Consider the following 18,944-nt stretch of genomic DNA (forward strand, 5'->3'; position numbering starts at 1 on the left):
CCTGCACCGGCGCGCCCACACGCTGGCCGGCCGGGCCCTGGTCGTCGCGGCGTCCCGCGCCGACACGGCCGCCGCGATCCTCTCCGCCGAGCGGATGGACGCCCACGCCGAGGCCCTGGAGCCCCGCGAACTGGCGTCCCGCTGAGCCCCCGCGGGGGCTCCCCCGAACGGCCCCGGTCCGCGCGCACCCGCAGCGACGCGCGGACCGGGCGCCACACACCGACGGACGTCAGCGCGTGACGTAGACCTCCGCCGAGGCCGACGAGCCCTGGTGCAGCTCGTCACCCGGCCAGCTCACCTTGTACGTCGTCTCGCGCCGGGTGCGCGGGATGTCGTCGAAGGTGAACGTCCCGTCCGCGCCGACCGTCACCGACGACAGCGTGCCGGTGCCCTGCCGGTCGGTGCGCTCCACCTTCAGCACCGCCCGCTCGGGCAGGGCCCTGCCCTGGGCGGAGAAGGTGCCGGTGATGTGCACGCCCGTGCGCATCGACGCCTCCTCCGGGGCGGTGAGCGAGATCGAGCTGGCCGCCTTGCCGACCGACACGGTGTGGGTGACGTCGGTGGCCGGGCGGTGGGTGAGGTCGCCCAGGTAGGAGACGGTGTACGTGGCGTCCCCGACCAGGTCCGGCTCGTCCAGCACGGTGTAGGCGCCGTCCGCGCGGACGGTGAAGGTGCCCAGGTCGTGGGTGCCGTTGGCATCCGTACGGGTCGCCCTGACCTTCATCGGCTCGGCGGGCGCGGGACCGTCGTACTCCAGCCGCCCCCGCACGGACAGCGGCTCGCCCGCCACGGCCTGGGCGGGGCTGTGCGCAATCGTTTCGCCGAGGCGTACGTCGTACTGCACGGCCGGCGGCTGGATGATGTGCAGCCAGAACTGGTTGCCGGCCGCGTTGGTGGTGACCGCGAACAGCCGGGAGCCGTCCGCCGACCACTCCATGCCGCGCGGCGTGACCCGGTCGCCGTCCTGGCTGCCCTCGAAGACGAACTCCAGCGGCGCGGTGGCGTCGCCCGGGTCGGCGGGCTGGACCAGCAGGTCGGGGGTGGACCCGGTGGCGGAGGCACCGCGGGCGATGTACTTGCCGTCACCGCTGAAGGCGACCGAGCTGGCGGCGGCACCCTCGGGCAGCGGCTGGTAGCCCTCGGCGGCGTCGGACAGGTCGTCGGTGTTCAGCAGCCGGGTCCCGGCGGTGGCGTCCGCGAGGGCGACCTTGGTGCCGTCCGGGGAGACGGCGGCGTCCTTCAGGTTCAGCGCCCCGGCGCCGCCCGCGTCGGCGAACCGGCGGGTGGCATGCCGCACGGGCGTGGCACCGCTGCCGTCGAAGACGCTGATGAACGGGTTGGACGCGGAGGCGTTGAGCGCCTGCCCCATCAGGAAGGTGTCGTTCGGCCCGCCCTCCAGCAGCAGCTTGCCGGAGTCGTTCCAACCGGTGCGCTGCCAGTAGCCGTTGGTGATGTCGTCCACGTAACTGGTCGCCGTGGCGCACTGCGTCAGGTTGTCGGTGTACTGCGAGGTGTAGTACGGCTTGCCGCCGACGACCACGACCTCACGTCCGCAGTTGTCGGTGGGGGCGGTGGGGCCGCTCTTCGCGGCCAGCGTGGTGGTGTCGTAGCTCAGGATCCGGGTGCGCTCACCGACGTAGAGGGTGTTCGCGTCGGCGCTGAGCGCCAGGCCGGAGACGTGGTACGCGGTGGTGATGGTGGAGATCCGCTCGCCCGCGAACGTGTAGACGGCGATCTGGCCGTTGTTGGAGCTGGAGCCCACGCGCGCGTCGGCGAGGAAGACCCGCTGGTGGACGTTGTCGACGGCGAGCGCGGAGAAGGTCGTGAACGGCAGCTTCGCCACGTGGTCGGACGCGGCGGCGTGCGCCGCGGGTGCGACGGCCAGGGTCAGTCCGGTCCCGGTGAGTGCGGCGGCGAGAGCCGTGGCCACGAGACGTCCGGAACGGAACGTTCTGTTCAACTGTGCCCCCCTCAGGCGTAGTTGGGCCCCACCTGGAGTGGTGAGGCCCATGCGCCCCCTATGTAACAGTGGTGAAGATCCGGTGATCAAGGCGGCGCGTGCGGAACGCGTTACTCAGCAGCTGATGCGTGCGTCACCCGGATCGGTGGTGCAACTGTCGCTGTTCGCACCGCCGTTGGCGGTGTCGTTGCCGTTCACGCCGTCCACGGTGTTGAGGCCGTCGGCGCCGGAGTTGCCGAGCAGCGTGTCGTTGCCGGGACCGCCGTTGAGGCTGTCGTTGCCGACGCCGCCGTCGATCCGGTCGTTGCCGTGGCCGCCGTGCACGGTGTCGTTGCCGCTGCCGGAGTTGACGGTGTCGTCGCCGCTCAGCGCGCAGATGACGTCGGCCCCGGAGGTGCCGGTGATGGTGTCGTTGCCGCTGGTGCCGATGCGGGTGCAGCCGCGGGCGTTGTTGACGGTGGTGGTGACGGTGGCCGTGTTGTTGGCGGTGGCCGGGTCGGGCTGGGTGGCGGTGACCGTGGCCCGCTGGGTGAGGGTGCCGGTGGCACGCGGCTCGGCGACGACCGTGACGGTGGCCTGGGCGCCCGGCGCCAGCGTGCCGAGGGCGCAGGTCACGGCGGTCGTGCAGGTGCCCTGGGAGGCGGTCGCCGAGAGGACGGTGCGGGCCGGGCCGGTGAGGGTGTCGGCGAGCGAGACACCGGTGGCCGTGGTGGTCGCGCTGTGGTTGGTGACGGTCAGGGTGTAGGTGGCACGGTCGCCGATGCTGACCGTGGCCGGGCCCGACTTGGTCACCGACAGATCCGCGGTAGCGGGCTGCGGGGCGCTGCCGCCGCCCAGGAAGCGGGCCAGCGCGAACCCGGTGCCGGGTCCGCCGCCGCCCGCCGCGACGATCTTCCCGTCGCCCTGCACGGCGAGGGTGCGGGCGGACTCGCTGCCGCCGAAGTCGGCGAGCGCGATGCCCGAGGTGCCGAACCCGGTGTCCTTGCTGCCGTCGGCGTTGTAGCGCAGTACGGCGAGGTCGTTGCCGGGGTTGTTGCCGGCGAGGACGATCCGGCCGTCGGACGTCTGGAGCGCCAGGTCCCAGGCGACGCCACCGGTGACGGTCACCTTGCCGTCGCCGTCGAAGGAGGTGTCGAGGGCGCCGTTCGCGAGATAGCGGGCCATGGTGTCGCCGCCGGCGGCGACGATCTTGCCGTCGGACTGGACGGCGAGCCCGTGCACGGTCTCGTAGTCGCCGAAGTCGGTGCGGACCATGCCGTCGCCGTCGAAGGAGGTGTCCAGGGTGCCGTCGGTCAGGAAGCGCATCAGGGAGAAGTCGAAGCGGGTGGTCCCGACATCGCCGCCGACGACGATCCTCCCGTCGGGCTGCAGGGCCATGGCGTAGGCGCCGCCGCCCGCCTCTCCGGGCTCGGGCGAGGGGTCGGCGGTGACGATGCCGTCGCCGCCGAAGGCGCTGTCCGGGGTGCCGTCCGGCTGGAGGCGCAGCAGTGCCACCTCGCCGCCGGTGTATCCGGCCGCGACGATCCGGCCCGCGGAGTCGATCGCCACGTCACGGGCCTCGGTCGGCCCGGCGATGTCGGCGAGGACGCGGCCTTCGTCCCCGAAGCCGGTGTCGAGGCTGCCGTCGGCGTTGTACCGGGCCACCGTGAACCAGCAGCAGTCCTCCCAGCCGCGCCAGGCGTGGCCGGCCACGACGATCTTCCCGTCGCTCTGCAGCGCGACCGCGTGGGCCTCGCCCCACTGGAGGTCGGGCTGCCTGTTGTTGATGGGGGTGGTCACCCGGCCGCCGTCGCCGAAGCCGGTGTCCGGGCTGCCGTCGGGGTTGTGCCGGGTCAGCGCCCAGCGGCTCTCCAGCAGCGAGTAGTCGGCGGAGGAGCCGACCGTGACGATCTTCCCGTCGGACTGCACGGCGACGTCATGGGCCTGGTCGTCGTCGGCGAAGGCGGTGACGGTCTTCCCGTCGCCGCTGAAGGCCGGGTCGAGGTCTCCGGGGGCCGCGGTCGCGGTGCCGGGGAGAGCGAGGACGAGGGCCAGGACACCGGCCGCCACCGCGCCCGCGCGGGCCGGTCGGAGTCGACGGTGCCATGCCCGTCGTGCAAGAGGTGTGCGCATGGGCGCCAGCCTGGCGGCGGCGGCATGCGTCGGCGCTCGTCACGGGCGGTGTCGCGCCCGGTGGGCTCCGGAATCCATCCGCGTGGAGGAGCGTGCGGCACGGCGGCCCCGCACGCCATTGTGCGGGGCCTGGTTCGTGACGTTGCCGCCACCCGCGGCCGGCCCGTGACGATCACTGGTCAGGGCTCCCATCGGAGGCCGGCCGCGGGGGTTTGTGGGTGGGATCAGCCCAGGCGCTCGACCAGCGCGTGGTACTCGTCCCACAGCTCCTTCGGGGTGTGGTCGCCGAAGGTGTTGAGGTGGTCGGGGACCAGCGCGGCCTCCTCGCGCCAGACCTCCTTGTCCACCGTGAGCAGGAAGTCCAGGTCGGAGTCGGAGAGCTGGAGGCCCTTGGTGTCCAGGGCGTCCTTGGTCGGCAGGACGCCGATCGGGGTCTCGACGCCCTCGGCCTTGCCCTCCAGGCGCTCCACGATCCACTTCAGGACGCGGCTGTTCTCGCCGAAGCCGGGCCAGACGAACTTGCCCTCGTCGTTCTTGCGGAACCAGTTGACGTAGTAGATCTTCGGCAGCTTGGACTGGTCCTTGTCCTTCGCCACGTTGATCCAGTGGCCCATGTAGTCGCCCATGTTGTAGCCGCAGAACGGCAGCATGGCGAACGGGTCGCGGCGCAGCTCGCCGACCTTGCCCTCGGCGGCGGCGGTCTTCTCGGAGGCGACGTTGGCGCCGAGGAACACACCGTGGTTCCAGTCGAAGGACTCCGTCACCAGCGGTACGGCGGTGGCGCGGCGCCCGCCGAAGAGGATCGCGGAGATCGGCACGCCCTTGGGGTCCTCCCACTCGGGCGCGATGATCGGGCACTGCGCGGCCGGGGTGGTGAAGCGGGCGTTGGGGTGGGCGGCGGGCTCGTCGGAGTCCGGCGTCCAGTCGCGGCCCTTCCAGTCGGTCAGGTGGGCCGGGGTCTCCTGGGTCATGCCCTCCCACCACACGTCGCCGTCGTCGGTGAGGGCGACGTTGGTGAAGACCGAGTTGCCCCACAGGGTCTTCATGGCGTTGGCGTTGGTGTGCTCGCCGGTGCCGGGGGCGACGCCGAAGAAGCCGGCCTCGGGGTTGATCGCGTACAGGCGGCCGTCCTCGCCGAAGCGCATCCAGGCGATGTCGTCACCGATGGTCTCGACCGTCCAGCCGGAGATCGTGGGCTCCAGCATGGCGAGGTTGGTCTTGCCGCAGGCGGACGGGAACGCGGCGGCGACGTACTTGGACTCCCCCTGCGGCGGGGTGAGCTTGAGGATCAGCATGTGCTCGGCGAGCCAGCCCTCGTCGCGGGCCATGACGGAGGCGATGCGCAGGGCGTAGCACTTCTTGCCGAGCAGGGCGTTGCCGCCGTAGCCGGAGCCGTAGGACCAGATCTCGCGGGTCTCCGGGAAGTGGGAGATGTACTTGGTCGTGTTGCAGGGCCACGGGACGTCCGCCCGGCCCTCCTCCAGGGGGGCGCCGACGGAGTGCACGGCCTTCACGAAGAAGCCGTCGTCGCCCAGCTCGTCGAGGACGGCCTGGCCCATGCGGGTCATGGTGCGCATGGAGACCGCGACGTAGGCGGAGTCGGTGATCTCGACGCCGATCGCGGACAGCTCGGAGCCGAGCGGGCCCATGCAGAACGGGACGACGTACATGGTCCGGCCGCGCATCGAGCCGCGGAAGACGCCCTTGTCGCCGGTGAAGACCTCGCGCATCTCGGCGGGGGCCATCCAGTGGTTGGTGGGGCCCGCGTCCTCCTCCTTCTCGGAGCAGATGAAGGTGCGGTCCTCGACGCGCGCGACGTCGGTGGGGTCGGAGGCCGCGTAGTAGGAGTTGGGGCGCTTGATCGGGTCGAGCCGCTTGAAGGTGCCCTTGGCGACGAGCTCCTCGCACAGGCGCTCGTACTCGGACTCGGAGCCGTCGCACCAGACCACGTTGTCCGGCTGGGTCAGTTCGGCGATCTCGTTCACCCACGAGATCAGTTCCTGGTGGTTGGTGGGGACGCCGGTGGGAGCCGCGTTGTCGCGCGCCACGATTGCTCCTAAATGAGGGATTTTTGGTTGGAGGCCCCGTGGGGGCTGCGACCCGGATGCTTGCCAGAAGGGGTGCCCGACGCTCATCCGGTGCCGACCGCACTCATTTGATCATCCGACGCACGCGCCCATATGTCCAGAGGGCGTCACAGGTGAGCGAACGTGAGCCCTGCCACGTCCGTCCTCCGGCGGGGGTCGCCCCGGGCCCAACTCCCGTGAGACGATGGCCACTCTTGCTCCGGAGGCGGCTACGTAACCTACGGTTGCGTAGGTACGATGCGGTGTATGACTGCGTCCGTCCCCGACGCGCCCACGGACCTGCCTGACACCGGCCGCGGTCCTGTCGCGCTCTCCTTGCCCCACCCGGTCAAGCCCAAGCTCCGGGGCTGGCTGCACCTAGGGATGTTCCCGGCCGTACTCATCGCGGGTCTGGTGCTGACCGCCCTCGCCGACTCCACCCGGGGCCGTATCGCCTGCGGGATCTACGTCCTCACGGCCTGTCTGCTCTTCGGCGTCAGCGCGCTGTACCACCGGGGCAACTGGAGCCCCCGCATGGACGGCATCCTGCGCCGTCTGGACCACGCCAACATCTTCCTGATCATCGCGGGCACCTACACGCCGCTGACGATGCTGCTCCTGCCCGGCGCGAAGGGCCAGTGGCTCCTGTGGGGCATCTGGGCCGCCGCCGCGGCGGGCATCGTCTTCCGGGTCTTCTGGGTGGGCGCCCCCCGCTGGCTCTACACCCCCTGCTACATCGCCATGGGCTGGGCCGCGGTCTTCTTCCTGCCCGACTTCATGCGCACCGGCGGTATCGCGGTGCTGGTCCTGGTCATCGTCGGCGGTGTCCTCTACAGCGCGGGCGGCGTGGTCTACGGCATCAAGCGCCCCAACCCCTCCCCGCGCTGGTTCGGCTTCCACGAGGTCTTCCACTCGTTCACGCTGGCGGCGTTCGTGGTCCACTACGTGGGGATCTCCCTGGTGGCGTACCAGCACGCGTAGGGCTGCCACCGGCGGCGGTGGCTCACAATGTGCCCTATGACCGTCGCGCGCAGTAGTTCCGTCGACCCTTCGCAGCTCGGGCTCCGGGAGCGGAAGAAGATCAAGACCCGGGCTGCGATCCGGCGGGCTACGTACGACCTGGTGCGCGAGCAGGGGTACGACGCGACCACCGTGGAGCAGATCGCCGAGCGGGCCGAGGTGTCGGTGTCGACCGTGTTCCGGTACTTCCCGGCCAAGGAGGACATCGTCCTCACCGACGAGTACGAGCCGCTGCTCATGGAGCAGGTGCGCGCGCGGCCGCCCGGCGAGCCGTGGATGCGGACGCTGCGGCATGTGATGGCCCTGGCCGTCGGCATGGGCATGGACGAGGACCCCGACGTGCTCCGGCTGCGCGCCCGGCTGATCGTCCAGGTGCCCGCCGTGCGGGCCCGGATGCTGGAGGCCGGGGCCGGCGTCGGCAGGCAGCTCGCCCGGGCCGTCGGTGAGCGCACCGGGCGGGACGCCGACAGCCTGGAGGTCCGCGTCTACGCGATGTCCCTCGTCGGGGCCCTCACCGAGGTCACCCAGTACTGGGCCGAGCACGGGTTCCGGGACGATCTCCAGGGGCTCCTCGACCGCGCCCTGGACGTCGTCGAGCACGGCCCGGCCGTGGAAAAGGGCTGAGCCCGAGCCGCTCCCGCATGACATCCTGACCGCGTGAGCGCACCGGAGATCCACGTCGAAGTAGCCCCCGAACTGGCCCTGTTCGTCCCGCACGACCGCCGCGCCGGAGTCACCGCGCTGACCACCGACGGCGTCTCCTCCCTCGGCCACGTCGTGGAGTCCCTCGGCGTCCCGCTGACGGAGGTCGGACGGCTGGAGACCGACGGCCGCGAGGTACCGGTGTCCTACGTCCCCCGGGACGGCGACCGGGTCACGGTACGGCCGGTCGAGCGCCCCCAGCAGGTGCCCGGCGCCCCCCTGCGCTTCCTGCTCGACGTCCACCTCGGCACCCTCGCCCGGCGTCTGCGCCTGCTCGGCGTGGACACCGCGTACGAGTCCACCGACATCGGCGACCCGGCCCTCGCCGCGCGGTCCGCCGCCGAGCGGCGCGTCATGCTCAGCCGCGACCGGGGCCTGCTGCGCCGCCGCGAGCTGTGGGCGGGCGCGTACATCTACAGCACCCGCCCCGAGGACCAGCTCCGGGACGTCCTGGAGCGGTTCCGGCCCGAGCTGCGGCCCTGGACCCGCTGCACCGCCTGCAACGGCCTGCTGAAGGAGGCCACCAAGGAGGAGGTCGCCGACCAGCTCCACGGCGGCACGCAGCGCAACTACGACGTCTTCGCGCAGTGCCGGGACTGCGGCCGGGCGTACTGGAAGGGCGCGCACCACGAACAGCTGGTCGCCATCGTGGAACGCGCCCTCACGGAGTTCGCGGGCTAGGGACGCGGTACCGGACTGCCACGCTCCGCCCGCGGGCGACTGCCGCGCCGTCGTGGCCGGTCGCGCAGTTCCCCGCGCCCCTGAGGCCTGCCTACCGCTTCCTGAGATCTCCCTTTCCGCAGGCGATCCCGTCCCTGTTCTTGTCCAGGCGGAGCGGGTCGTCCTTGCCGTTCAGCTTCAGGCGGCCGTAGTCGTTCTTCTTCAGCCAGTCGCAGCGGGCCTGGGTCGTCGCCTTCACCGTCGGCGGGAAGTCGGTCGGGACGCAGACGTTGGCCGAGCCGTAGTGCCGGTCGCAGCCGGAGACGGCCGGGCTGACCTTCTGCGCCTTGCGCTTCTTGCCGGGGCCGGTGACCTTGCCGGACAGCTCGTCGGCGAAGTCGTGCACGTGCGCCGAGGCCTCCGTCGCGTTCATCGCCGCCGGACCGGACAGGTGGACCCACTTGGCGACCGACGGGACGCCGTTGGCGTCGACCGCGAAGAGCATGTACCAGCCGGGCGGCGCCAGGTTGGGGTTGCTCGTCACATTGAGGTCGACGTTGTTGCCGTCCACCGACAGCGGCAGGTCCACGAACCGCTGGTTCGGGTCGGAGGAGTGCGTCACCGCCGCCGGACGGATCAGCTCCGCCTTGGCGATGGGCCGGTCCACCGTGATCCGCTGGGTGTCGCCGTAGTTCCACTCGGTGTCGATCACCGAGGTGATCGTCGGCCGCTCGCCCTTGAGCAGGTACGGCGGCGTGTAGACCGACACGTTGTGGTTCCAGGAGCCGTTGCCCGGGTTGTCACCGGTCGTCATGACCCGGCCGTCGGGCAGCAGGAACGCCGAGGAGTGGTAGCCGCGGGCCTCGGGGTCGGCGGCCACCTGGTCGAAGGTCTCCGTCGCCGGGTCGAAGATCGACGTCTCGAAGACCGGATCGGCCCGGTTGTGCAGCGCGCCACCGGTCTCCAGCACCTTGCCGTCCGGCAGCAGCACCGCGGAGACGTACATCTTGCCCTGGTCACCGGTCTCGGGCACCGGACCGTTGCCGAGGTCGACCGTGCCCTGCGGGATCGGCGGCCCGGCCACGTAGGACGGGTTGGGCTGCTTGAGGTCGATGATGTCGGTCAGCCGGTTGCCGTCCGGGTTGGTGTCGATGTTGCCGCCACCGAGGGTGAGCACCTTCTGGTCCTGCGCCGGGGGCAGCAGCACGCTCGCCGACTGGTCGCGCTCGTCCTTGCGCTGGAGCCCCGGCACCTGCGTGACGGTGTTGGCCTCGTAGTCGTAGATCGCCGAGCCGGTGCCCGGGATGTTGTTGCCGAAGACATGGCTGCCGGAGTAGAAGAGGCGGCCGTCCTGCATGAGGATCATGGACGGGTACAGACCCCAGTACGACCAGGTCTGGTTGACCTTCCACAGCTCCAGCCACTTCTGCTCGGCGTCCGACCACAGCTCCGCGGTCACCGAACCGGTGGAGTCCTCCTTCAGCCCGCCGAAGGAGATCACGTCACCGTTGCCGAGGATCGTCGCCGACGGGTACCAGTGCCCGTCGTTCATGTCGTTGGTCTTGGAGTACGTCTCGGTCTCGGGGTCGAAGATGTACGAGTCCTTGTACCCCTGGTACCCGATCGTGCCGTCCGCCGACGGATACCCCTTGTTGCCGCTCATCACCAGCACCCGCCCGTCCTGCAGCTGGACGTGCCCGGCGCAGAACATGTCCTTCGGGTGGGGAGTGATCTTGTAGGAGCCGTCGGCCGGGTTGTACACCGCGGAGGTGAAGGTGCCCGCCTCGAACATCTCCTCGCTGTTGCCGGAGCCGGCGATCAGCAGCACCTTGCCGTTGTGCAGCACGACCGAGTGCATGGAGCGCACCGGGTTCTGCACCGGCAGCACGTCCCAGCGTCCGTTCTCGCACTCCTCGGCGGTGCCGGTGCAGTCCGGCGGCGGGGTGACGTCGGGGACCTGCTCCATCGTGTAGTCGTCGGTGGTCGCCGAGCCGGTGCCGTACACCGACACACCCCAGCTGATCCGGTCGGTGCCGGGCGGGACCTCCGGGGTGCGGACCGTGGCCTCGGTCCAGGTCCCGGCCATGTCCAGCGTCTTCAGGTCCGTCCAGTACTGCCACCCGGCGGTGGTGTCGTGCCGGAACAGGGTGATGTTGGCGTCCGGAGTGGTCGTCTTGTACCAGAGGCCGAGGTCGTACTGCTTGCCCGGCGTCACCACCGGCGCGCAGTCGGTGGACTCGGTGATCAGCGCCTTGCGGTCGCCCTCGGTACGGCGGGTCAGCTCGACCTTCATCGCCTTGGAGCCGGAGTGGGCGTCGGAGACGGTCTCGAAGGTGAAGTCGTTGTCGCCCCAGCCGGACTTGGACCAGCAGTACGGCATGTCGCCGCTGCCGGCGGTCTCGAAGCCGGGGTTCTTGATCAGGTTGGCGGCGGAGGCGGACTGAGGTGTGGTCAGGAGAAGCCCGACGGTGAGGGTCCCCACCGCCAGCAGGGCTGTTCTCCGTCGTTGTCTCATGCGGTGCTCCTTGCTGTACGGCTCCTGTGCTGCTCCCCGCCGGACTCACTGCGGGACTTCCTGCGGGACTTCCTGCGGGGCAGGTAGACCAGCGCCTCGGTGGCGGCGAAGCGCAGGACGAACGTGGTGACCAAGGCGACGGAGGTGGCGGTCAGCGCCCCCATGCCGAACTCGCGGACGAACAGCGCGATCAGCGGGATGCGCAGCACCAGGTCGGCGTTGGCGAGCAGCGCGAACCGCCCGGCGCGGTCCCACCAGCGCCGGTGCAGTCGCCGGTCACGGAACAGCAGTTGCTCGATGAGCAGGAAGTTCCAGGCCACGCCGAACTGGTTGGCGACGATCTCGGCGGGCAGGTAGTGCATGCCGAGGCCGGTCAGGATCCACAGGGCGAGCAGGTTCGGCACGAACCCGGAGGCGCCGATCAGCCCGAAGCCGACCATGCGGGCGGCCGGGGTGGCGGTGCGCAGCCCGGCCAGGTGCCGCAGGAAGCGCAGGCCCTCCTGGGCGGTGGACTTGGACTCCCCGGCGAAGCGGTCCTGGAAGACGAAGGGGACCTCGGCGACCTGGCGGGGGCGGCTGCGGACGGCGAGTTCCAGGAGGATCTTGTAGCCCAGCGGCTTGAGGACATCGGCGGTGACGGCCTGGCGGCGGATGGCGAAGAAGCCGCTCATCGGGTCGCTGATGCCGTGCAGGCGGCGCGGGAAGAGCATCTTGGTCAGCCAGGTCGCGCCCCGCGAGACGGCGATCCGGTAGCTCCCGGCGAGCCCGGCCCGGCTGCCGCCCTTGATGTACCGGGAGGCGACCACGAGCCCGGCGTTGGCGCGCTCGCCGGTGGCGACCAACTCCGGTACCAGGGACGGCGGATGCTGGCAGTCGCCGTCCATGACGACGATCCAGTCGGAGGTGGCCGCCTTCAGGCCCTCCACGACCGCGCCGCCGAGCCCGCCGACCGGCTCGTCCCGGTGGATGACGGCCACCGGGAACGGGCAGTCCTGCGCGGCCTCCTTGATCACCTCGGGGGTGTCGTCGGTGGAGTCGTCCACGAAGACGACCTCGCAGGGCAGCCGCGCGGGCACCGACTCGGTGATCTGGTGCAGCAGTTCACGGATGTTCGCGGACTCGTTGAAGGTCGGAACGACAATGGTCACCGCGCCCGGCTCCGGGACCTCGGAGGCGTCCAGATCCGGTACGGGGGTGGTGTACTCCTGGCTCATCGCTTGCCTCCCGCGGCCTGGATCTGCCGGATCTCGATGCGGTCCTCGCCCTCGCCGAAGACGGCGACCGGCTCGGAGTGCTCCATGGCCGCCTTCACGTTGGGCAGGTCGACCGCGTCGCGCCGGACGGTCGGGGAGGCGACGACGTAGTCGATGTCCTTCCAGCCGTTCGGCATGGTCTTGGTGACGGCCGGGTCGAGGTCGGCCTTGTAGAACCAGATGACGCCGTTGCCGGGCCGGTACCCGGCGTGCACCAGGTCCAGCCAGAGCGCGTCGTCGACGAGGACGCGGGTCTTCTCCGGCTGCTCCACCTCGGTGCTGAGCCACTTCGACGCCTCCCGGTAGGGGGCGTTGGCGTCGGTGGTGACGGCGGTGCGGTCGCCGTCGTACCAGCGGGGTACGACGTAGGCGCCGGCGCCGAGCGCGAGGACTGCGGCGAGGGTGTAGCGGCCGGCCGGGTGGAGTCTGCCCTTGCGCAGTACGGCGTGGGCGACGGAGGCGGTGCCGCCGGCCAGGACCAGGGCGAGGAACGGCAGCGCCTGGATGATGTACATCGCGGGCAGGTAGCCGGTGGGCCGCATCGCGACCAGGGCGAGGATGGCGACCGCGGCACAGGGCCCGGCGAGCGCGCGTGCGGTGACCGACCAGCGCCAGGTGGCGAGCAGCAGGAGCGCCCCCGCGAGTCCGCCGAGCGGCAGGACCCGGTCGTAGTAGAGCCAGGAGTCCAGCACGCCGTTGGAGCCGGAGCCGTCGTCCAGGATGAAGCCCGAACCGGGCCTGGTCATCTGGTACTTGATGCCGCCCCAGAGCGAGACATGGCCGCTGCCGGGGAACAACTCGCCCTTGAGCAGGGCGAAGAGCGGATACGACAGGCCGATCAGAGCGCAGGCGGTGATGGCACCGGTGACCGCGAACTTGCGGGTGTCGCGGTGGCTGTGCCGCCACATGGTGATGAGCACGGCCGGGAGGACGAAGAGCATCGTCTCCTTGGTCAGCACGGCGACCGCGGCGGCGATGCCCGCGCCGAAGTGGTGCCACAGATGGCGGCTCGGGGAGGCGGCGAGGGTGAACGCCAGCAGCGTCCACATCACGGCGAGGTTGTCGAGGAAGATCTCGCGCTGGAGGACCACGGAGAGCGGGGACAGCCCGAAGAAGACCATGCCGAGGGCGGCGGCCCAGCGGGGCAGCGCGAGACGGCGGCCGAGCACGTACACCAGGACCGCGCTGATGCCGCTGACCACGAGCATCGCGGCCCGCATGGTGCCCACCGTCATCGACTCGGGGCTGATCAGCGAGGGGATCCAGGTGAGCAGGGCGATCTGCATCCAGCCGAACGGCGGATGGTCGTACCAGTAGGTGTAGTGGGCGAGGCCCCTGCCCTCCTGGACGGCCCAGGCCTGGGCGAGGTAGGTGCCCTCGTCGTCGCTGAGGGTGGGGTAGTCGGCGATGTTCCAGCCCTGCACGACGAGGATCGCCGCGAGCAGCACACCGCACAGGATGAGGTCGGGTCGGGAGGCGCGCAGCCGCTTCGGCGGGTCCGCCGGTTCGTTCGCACCGGTTTTGGGCGCGGGCTGCCGCTGCGCGGTGACCTCGCCGGTCACCGCGTCCAGGGTGGAGGTCACGCGGGGACGTCCTCTCGGATCGCGTCGGTCTGGTTCAGGTGTGCGCCGACATGGGTGGTCAGCTCCCAGTCGTTGCGGCCGCGCTGCTCGCGCCAGACGGCGCGGATCGCGGCGCCCGCGAGGAGCACCTGGTAGAAGGGACCGCCGACGATGAGCTTGAGGTAGTGCACGAAGCGGACGCGAAGTCCGTACTGCTTGCCGAAGTCGTGCAGCCCGACCACCTCGAAGACGAAGGTGACGAGCGCGGTGACGGCCGGCAGGAAGGTGATGAAGGCGATGGACACCGGCACGTCGAGGAAGAGCGCGATGGCCACGTTGAGCGGGATGATCAGGCCGGTGAACGCCTGCAGGAACGGGGTGGTGAGGGTGTAGCGGGCGAGCAACCGCTGGCCGAAGGTGGGCAGTTGCTTCCAGTCCTTCTTCCGGTAGACCTGGAGGAAGCCCTGGTTCCAGCGGGTGCGCTGCTTGAGCAGCGACATCAGGGAGCCGGGGGTCTCCTCCTTGGTCACCATGTCGGAGTCGTAGGCGACGACGACCTTCTTGCCGACGCTGGACAGCCTGACGCCGAGGTCGCAGTCCTCGGCCAGGCAGTCGGGGTCCCAGCCGTCGGCCTCGCGCAGGACGTCGGTGCGGACGAAGACGGTGTTGCCGCCGAGCGGGATGAACCCTTTCTGCGCGTGCAGGTGCAGCCGGGAGCGGAACCAGAAGAAGTACTCCAGGCAGTTGCGCAGGCTGTACCAGCTGGAGTGGAAGTTGATCAGCTGCACTCCGCCCTGGACGACATCGGCGCCGGTGGAGCGGAAGGCGTGGTCGACGTGGGCGAGCAGTTCCGGGTGGACCTGGTCCTCGGCGTCGAAGACCCCGACGACGTCGCCGCGGCAGTGCGGCAGCGCCGTGTTCATCGCCTTGGGCTTGTTCTTCTTCTCGTGGGTGTCGACGACGACGCGCACGCGCGGGTCACGGGCGGCGGCCCGTTCGGCGACCTCGGTGGTCTCCGGGTCGTCGTGCCCGACGATGACGATGATCTCGAAGTCGGTGTGGCTCGACTCCAGCAGCCGCTGGATGGTGTGGTCGAGCACGGCCTGCTCGTGCCGCGCCGGGAGCAGCAGCGAGAACGACAGATGCTCGCCGCCGTCCGGTCTGCTGAACCGGGTGGAGGCGAGCACCTCGGGTGTGCGCCAGGCGTGCATTTGCCACCACAAGGTGAACGCAGCCATCCAGAACAGGGCCAGCGAGACGACAGCAATGAAGACGGACGTGAGCAAAAAGATCCCCCCAGATCCCCGAATCCCCCTGTAGCAACGGCGCGTTGCAGCCGTCGCTCCAGTGCAGAGATTAGGGGGGAACTGTGAAGCGTGAGAGCTGTTCCGATAAATAGCTTGTTTCGGAACGGTGCGGCGCCTAGCGGGATCTAACCGAACACAAGCCTAATTTGAGCAGCGTGAGACCGCCCTCGACCGGTCCCAACCAGCGCTGTACGACCGGTCGTTGGCGTGCCTCAGCCGCTCAGCGCGGCGCGCAGCCGCTCAGGATCGGTCGTCGGGGCGTCACATGTGAAGTTACGGCAGACATACGCGGTCGGTTCACCCGCCACGAGCGATCGCCCTGCGAGCAGGGGCAGTTCGTCGCTGTCCGGTGTGCCGACGGCGACCACGGCACCGGGCGCGGTCCCCAACAGGGCGGTGCGGTGCATGGTTTGGGTCGCCGGGTCGTCCAACGCCGGTCCCACGACGGCGATTTCACGCGGCCCGTCGAGTCGCGCCTCGGCCGCGGCGAGGCCCCAGCCGATGAACCGGGGCACCCGCGGCCCGAGCGCCTTCACCACGCCCAACGCCCGTTCGGCGGCGGCGCGATGGGGCTCGGCGCCGGTCTGCGCGGCATAGCTCAGCAGGGCGTTCGCGGCGGCGGTCCAGCCGGACGGGGCGGCGTTGTCGGTCGGGTCCTGCGGCCGCCGGATCAGCCGCTCGGCGTCCGCGGCGGTGTCGTACAGCGCGCCGGACTCCTCGTCCACGAACCGCGCGAGCACATGGTCGAGCAGGAACCCGGCGAACTCCAGCCACACGCCCTCGCCGGTGACGGACGCCAGCGCCAGGAACCCCTCGGCGACATCGGCGTAGTCCTCCAGCACCCCGGCGTTCGCCCCGACCCTGCCGTCCTTGCTGGTACGGGCGATCCTGGCCGCCTCGTCCAGATGCAGCCGTACGAGCAGATCGGCGGCGCACACCGCGGCCTCGACCAGGTCGGGCCGCTCGAAGTAGGCGCCGGTCTCGGCCAGCGCGGCGATCGCGAGCCCGTTCCAGGCGGCGACCACCTTGTCGTCCCGGCCCGGAGCGGGCCGCGCGGCACGGGCGGCGAGCAGCCGCTCCCGCACGGAGGCGATCCGATCCGCGTCGAAGGCCCCTTCGTGCTGCGGCAGTTGCAGCACCGAGGCGCCCTCCTCGAAGGTCCCCTCCTCGGTCACCCCGAAGTACTGCGCCGCGAGTTCGGCGTCGCTGTCCCCGAGCACCTCGCGCAGCTGCTCCGGGGTCCACACGTAGTAGGCGCCCTCGACGTGCCTGCCGGTGCCGTCGTCGCTGTCGGCGTCCAGCGCGGAGGCGAACCCGCCCTCGTTCGTGCGCAGTTCGCGGACCATGAAGTCGGCGGTCTCCAGCGCGACCCGGCGGGCGAGTTCGGAGCGGGTGGAGCGCCACAGGTGGGCGTAGACCCGGCACAGCAGCGCGTTGTCGTAGAGCATCTTCTCGAAGTGCGGTACCAAAGGTCCACCTGCTCTCGGCGTGAGCACGTACCGGTGGAACCCGCCGCCCACCTGGTCGTAGAGGCTCGATCGGGCCATCGCGCCGCACAGCCCTTCCGCCATCTCCAGTGCGGCCACGGAGCCGGCTCGCGCGTGGTGGCGCAACAGGAACTCGATCACCATCGACGGCGGGAACTTGGTGTCTCCCTTGAACCAACCACTCGCGGGATCGATGTCCCGAGTCAGTTGGAGAAGGGCCAGCGCCTGGGTCTCCTCGGTGGGTGTCCCGGCATCCCCGGTGCTCAGCTTCCGCGCGGCGAGGTCCCGAGTGATCTTCCCCGCGACTTCTCCCACCTCGTCCCGTCGGCTCGTCCAGGCGTTGTGCACGCCTTCGAGCACCTGGCGGAAGGACGGCATGCCGTGGCGAGCGTCGGGCGGGAAGTACGTGCCGAAGTAGAAGGGCTCACCGTCGGGGGTCATCCATACGGACATCGGCCAGCCGCCCTGGCCGGTGGCCGCCTGCACAGCCTCCATGTAGACCGCGTCCACGTCGGGCCGCTCCTCGCGGTCCACCTTCACGGACACAAAGTGCTCGTTCATGTACGCAGCGATGTCGTCGTCCTCGAAGGACTCGTGCGCCATGACGTGACACCAGTGACACGCGCTGTAGCCGACGCTCAAGAACACAGGGACGTCGCGCCGCCGGGCTTCTTCGAACGCCTCGGTCTGCCAGGGCCACCAGTCGACGGGGTTGTCCGCGTGCTGGAGGAGATACGGGGACGTGGCCTGCGCGAGTCGGTTGGGCATGCCCCCATCCTTGCGCACCCGCCACCGTCCTGCCCATGCGCCACGGGGCAGCGTACGAACGGGGCCGGACCGAACCGTTGAACTTGTCCGCTCAAGCCGCGCCGGGACCACACCCGAGGTCACGTTGGGCAACTCGCCCCCAGCGAGGCAGCGCAGGCGCTCAATCAGGTCCTCTGTCCGGTCCTGAGCCCCGCAACGAGTTACCTGGCCCGCTGGACGCCGGATGACACGGCCGGCCCTGAAGGCAGCCTTGCTCCGAGCTCACTTCTCGGTCGCTGTGTCCTTCTTCGACAGCCAGTCGAACTCAAGCCGTTCCAAGATCGGGGTGTGGTCCCCCTGCCGTGCCGCAGGCTTGACCGTGATGCCCTTCTTTCCAAGGGTGCATTTCAGGAGCATCCGCTTGTCCGCCATGTCCGCCGCTTCCCATGCCTCACGCAGAGCGGCAACCTGGGTGAGCGGCGACAGGTCTGCCTCCGCGTCCAACGCCTCAAGGGTCGCGGCGATGCTCTCGATGACGGCGCGCTGCCCTTCGCTCAGCTCCTCGAAACGCTCTTCGTCCATCTTCCCGTACACGTAGAAGTCGTCTTCGAGCTTCTTCACACGACGCTGGGCCGCCTCAAGGGCCTTCTGAGCCTCGTTTTTCCTCGCCTGCGTTTCGGGGTCCGCGAAGGCAAGCCACCGGCGGGCTATCTCGATGACCACCGGGTCACCGGGCTCAAGGGCTGTGATGTGGTGAATCCAAGCCTGTCCAACCGCGTGGTCGATGCGGTCGGCGAGGGTCACCACGCCCTCGCAGATCGACTTGCCCCGCGTCTGCCGGACCTCGCACCGGTAGCGTCCGCCACGGTGGCTCATCGAGCCACCACACGGTTCAAGCTCACCCGTGCCCTTCTTGTCCCGCAGCCGCCCGCATCGGTAGCTCCCCGTCCCCAGGTACTTCGCTTCCGGCTTCCCCTTTGCCCACCGATCATCGGTCCGTTCCGCGATGAGGGCCTTGATCTTGAACCACTCGCCCGGCGTCACAACCCCCTTGCCACACATGATGACTTCGCCCGTCTCATCGCGCAGGGGCTCGCCGTACCCTTCCCAACTGTCCAACGGGTTGCCGTGCTCGTCCGTCTTGCGCCGCCGGACCGGGACCATGCCCGCGAAGAGCGGGGACTGGGCCAGCTTGCTAACCGCCGTGGGCGACCAGGTGGCACCGCTCCGGGTCCGGTATCCCTCCTCATTGAGCTGGTGGGCCGTGTCCTTGGTCGTCTTCCTGGCGAGCAAGAGATCCGCCAGCCTGCGCGCTGTGCCGTACTCGTCGGGGTGAGGTTCGACCTTGCCGCTTCCGGGGGCGCTGTACAGACCGAACGGTGGCCTGCCCGTTCCTCTTCGACCTTCCGCCTTGTGCGAGTCATGGCCGATCTTCACGCGCTTCGCCATGTCCTTCGCTTCCTCCCTGGCGCGTTCGCTCAGGATCGCGAAGACCATGCGACCGCCCTGTGATGAGTCCAGCCCTTCGGACACGGAGACGAGCCGCGATTGCC

12 protein-coding genes are annotated in these 18,944 nt (G+C 70.2%); 3 read left to right on the top strand and 9 right to left on the bottom strand.

Going from position 1 to position 18,944, the window contains the following annotated elements; all coding sequences use genetic code 11:
• Positions 1–229: 229 nt before the first annotated feature.
• From GA0115233_RS36230 to GA0115233_RS36240, 3 genes are all read right to left on the bottom strand, one after another.
• Positions 230–1,930: a hypothetical protein gene (locus GA0115233_RS36230; RefSeq protein WP_093724586.1), complete on the bottom strand. Its 1,701-nt coding sequence runs from the start codon at positions 1,928–1,930 to the stop codon at positions 230–232.
• 144 nt (positions 1,931–2,074) lie between these two features.
• The gene (locus GA0115233_RS36235; protein ID WP_093724587.1) at positions 2,075–4,072 is read right to left on the bottom strand and encodes a DUF11 domain-containing protein; all 1,998 of its coding nucleotides are present in this window, start codon (positions 4,070–4,072) and stop codon (positions 2,075–2,077) included.
• A gap of 224 nt (positions 4,073–4,296) precedes the next feature.
• A complete protein-coding gene (locus GA0115233_RS36240; protein WP_093724588.1) occupies positions 4,297–6,120 on the bottom strand; it encodes a phosphoenolpyruvate carboxykinase (GTP) in 1,824 nt (607 codons plus the stop codon).
• A 285-nt stretch (positions 6,121–6,405) separates the two neighbouring features.
• Here GA0115233_RS36240 and GA0115233_RS36245 point away from each other — a divergent pair, with 285 nt between their 5' ends.
• The 3 genes from GA0115233_RS36245 to GA0115233_RS36255 are packed head-to-tail and all read left to right on the top strand — an operon-like array spanning position 6,406 to position 8,541.
• Positions 6,406–7,119: a PAQR family membrane homeostasis protein TrhA gene (locus GA0115233_RS36245; RefSeq protein ID WP_093724589.1), complete on the top strand. Its 714-nt coding sequence runs from the start codon at positions 6,406–6,408 to the stop codon at positions 7,117–7,119.
• A 27-nt stretch (positions 7,120–7,146) separates the two neighbouring features.
• Positions 7,147–7,782, top strand: coding sequence for a TetR/AcrR family transcriptional regulator (locus GA0115233_RS36250; RefSeq protein ID WP_093724590.1), 636 nt, complete (start codon positions 7,147–7,149; stop codon positions 7,780–7,782).
• A 33-nt stretch (positions 7,783–7,815) separates the two neighbouring features.
• Positions 7,816–8,541, top strand: coding sequence for a Mut7-C RNAse domain-containing protein (locus GA0115233_RS36255; protein WP_093724591.1), 726 nt, complete (start codon positions 7,816–7,818; stop codon positions 8,539–8,541).
• Between the two features lie 91 nt (positions 8,542–8,632).
• On the opposite strand, the gene GA0115233_RS36260 is transcribed toward GA0115233_RS36255, so the two are convergent.
• The 6 genes from GA0115233_RS36260 to GA0115233_RS36285 form a co-directional block, all read right to left on the bottom strand.
• Positions 8,633–11,035 (bottom strand): galactose oxidase-like domain-containing protein, encoded by a 2,403-nt coding sequence (locus GA0115233_RS36260; protein ID WP_093724592.1) that lies wholly within the window; start codon positions 11,033–11,035, stop codon positions 8,633–8,635.
• Positions 11,032–12,249 (bottom strand): glycosyltransferase, encoded by a 1,218-nt coding sequence (locus GA0115233_RS36265; protein WP_093724593.1) that lies wholly within the window; start codon positions 12,247–12,249, stop codon positions 11,032–11,034. Before GA0115233_RS36265 ends, GA0115233_RS36260 begins: the two co-directional genes overlap by 4 nt.
• Positions 12,246–13,871, bottom strand: a complete 1,626-nt coding sequence (locus GA0115233_RS36270; RefSeq protein WP_093724594.1) for an ArnT family glycosyltransferase — start codon at positions 13,869–13,871, stop codon at positions 12,246–12,248. The genes GA0115233_RS36265 and GA0115233_RS36270 overlap by 4 nt, the downstream gene beginning before the upstream one ends.
• Positions 13,868–15,136, bottom strand: coding sequence for a glycosyltransferase (locus tag GA0115233_RS36275; protein ID WP_093724595.1), 1,269 nt, complete (start codon positions 15,134–15,136; stop codon positions 13,868–13,870). The genes GA0115233_RS36270 and GA0115233_RS36275 overlap by 4 nt, the downstream gene beginning before the upstream one ends.
• 233 nt (positions 15,137–15,369) lie before the next feature.
• On the bottom strand, positions 15,370–17,412 hold the full coding sequence (locus tag GA0115233_RS36280) for a thioredoxin domain-containing protein (protein WP_176712063.1): 2,043 nt from the start codon (positions 17,410–17,412) through the stop codon (positions 15,370–15,372).
• Between the two features lie 261 nt (positions 17,413–17,673).
• Positions 17,674–18,944: recombinase family protein (locus GA0115233_RS36285; RefSeq protein ID WP_218063616.1), on the bottom strand; the 1,271-nt coding region annotated here is incomplete at its 5' end.

It is taken from the genome of Streptomyces sp. DI166 (assembly GCF_900091315.1).
Taxonomy (GTDB): Bacteria; Actinomycetota; Actinomycetes; order Streptomycetales; family Streptomycetaceae; genus Streptomyces; species Streptomyces fuscus.

Coding starts and splice junctions, on each gene's coding strand:
- GA0115233_RS36245 (WP_093724589.1), top strand. CDS start 6,406: ATGACTGCGTCCGTCCCCGACGCGCCCACGGACCTGCCTGACACCGGC.
- GA0115233_RS36265 (WP_093724593.1), bottom strand. CDS start 12,249: ATGAGCCAGGAGTACACCACCCCCGTACCGGATCTGGACGCCTCCGAG.
- GA0115233_RS36260 (WP_093724592.1), bottom strand. CDS start 11,035: ATGAGACAACGACGGAGAACAGCCCTGCTGGCGGTGGGGACCCTCACC.
- GA0115233_RS36235 (WP_093724587.1), bottom strand. CDS start 4,072: ATGCGCACACCTCTTGCACGACGGGCATGGCACCGTCGACTCCGACCG.
- GA0115233_RS36250 (WP_093724590.1), top strand. CDS start 7,147: ATGTGCCCTATGACCGTCGCGCGCAGTAGTTCCGTCGACCCTTCGCAG.
- GA0115233_RS36280 (WP_176712063.1), bottom strand. CDS start 17,412: ATGCCCAACCGACTCGCGCAGGCCACGTCCCCGTATCTCCTCCAGCAC.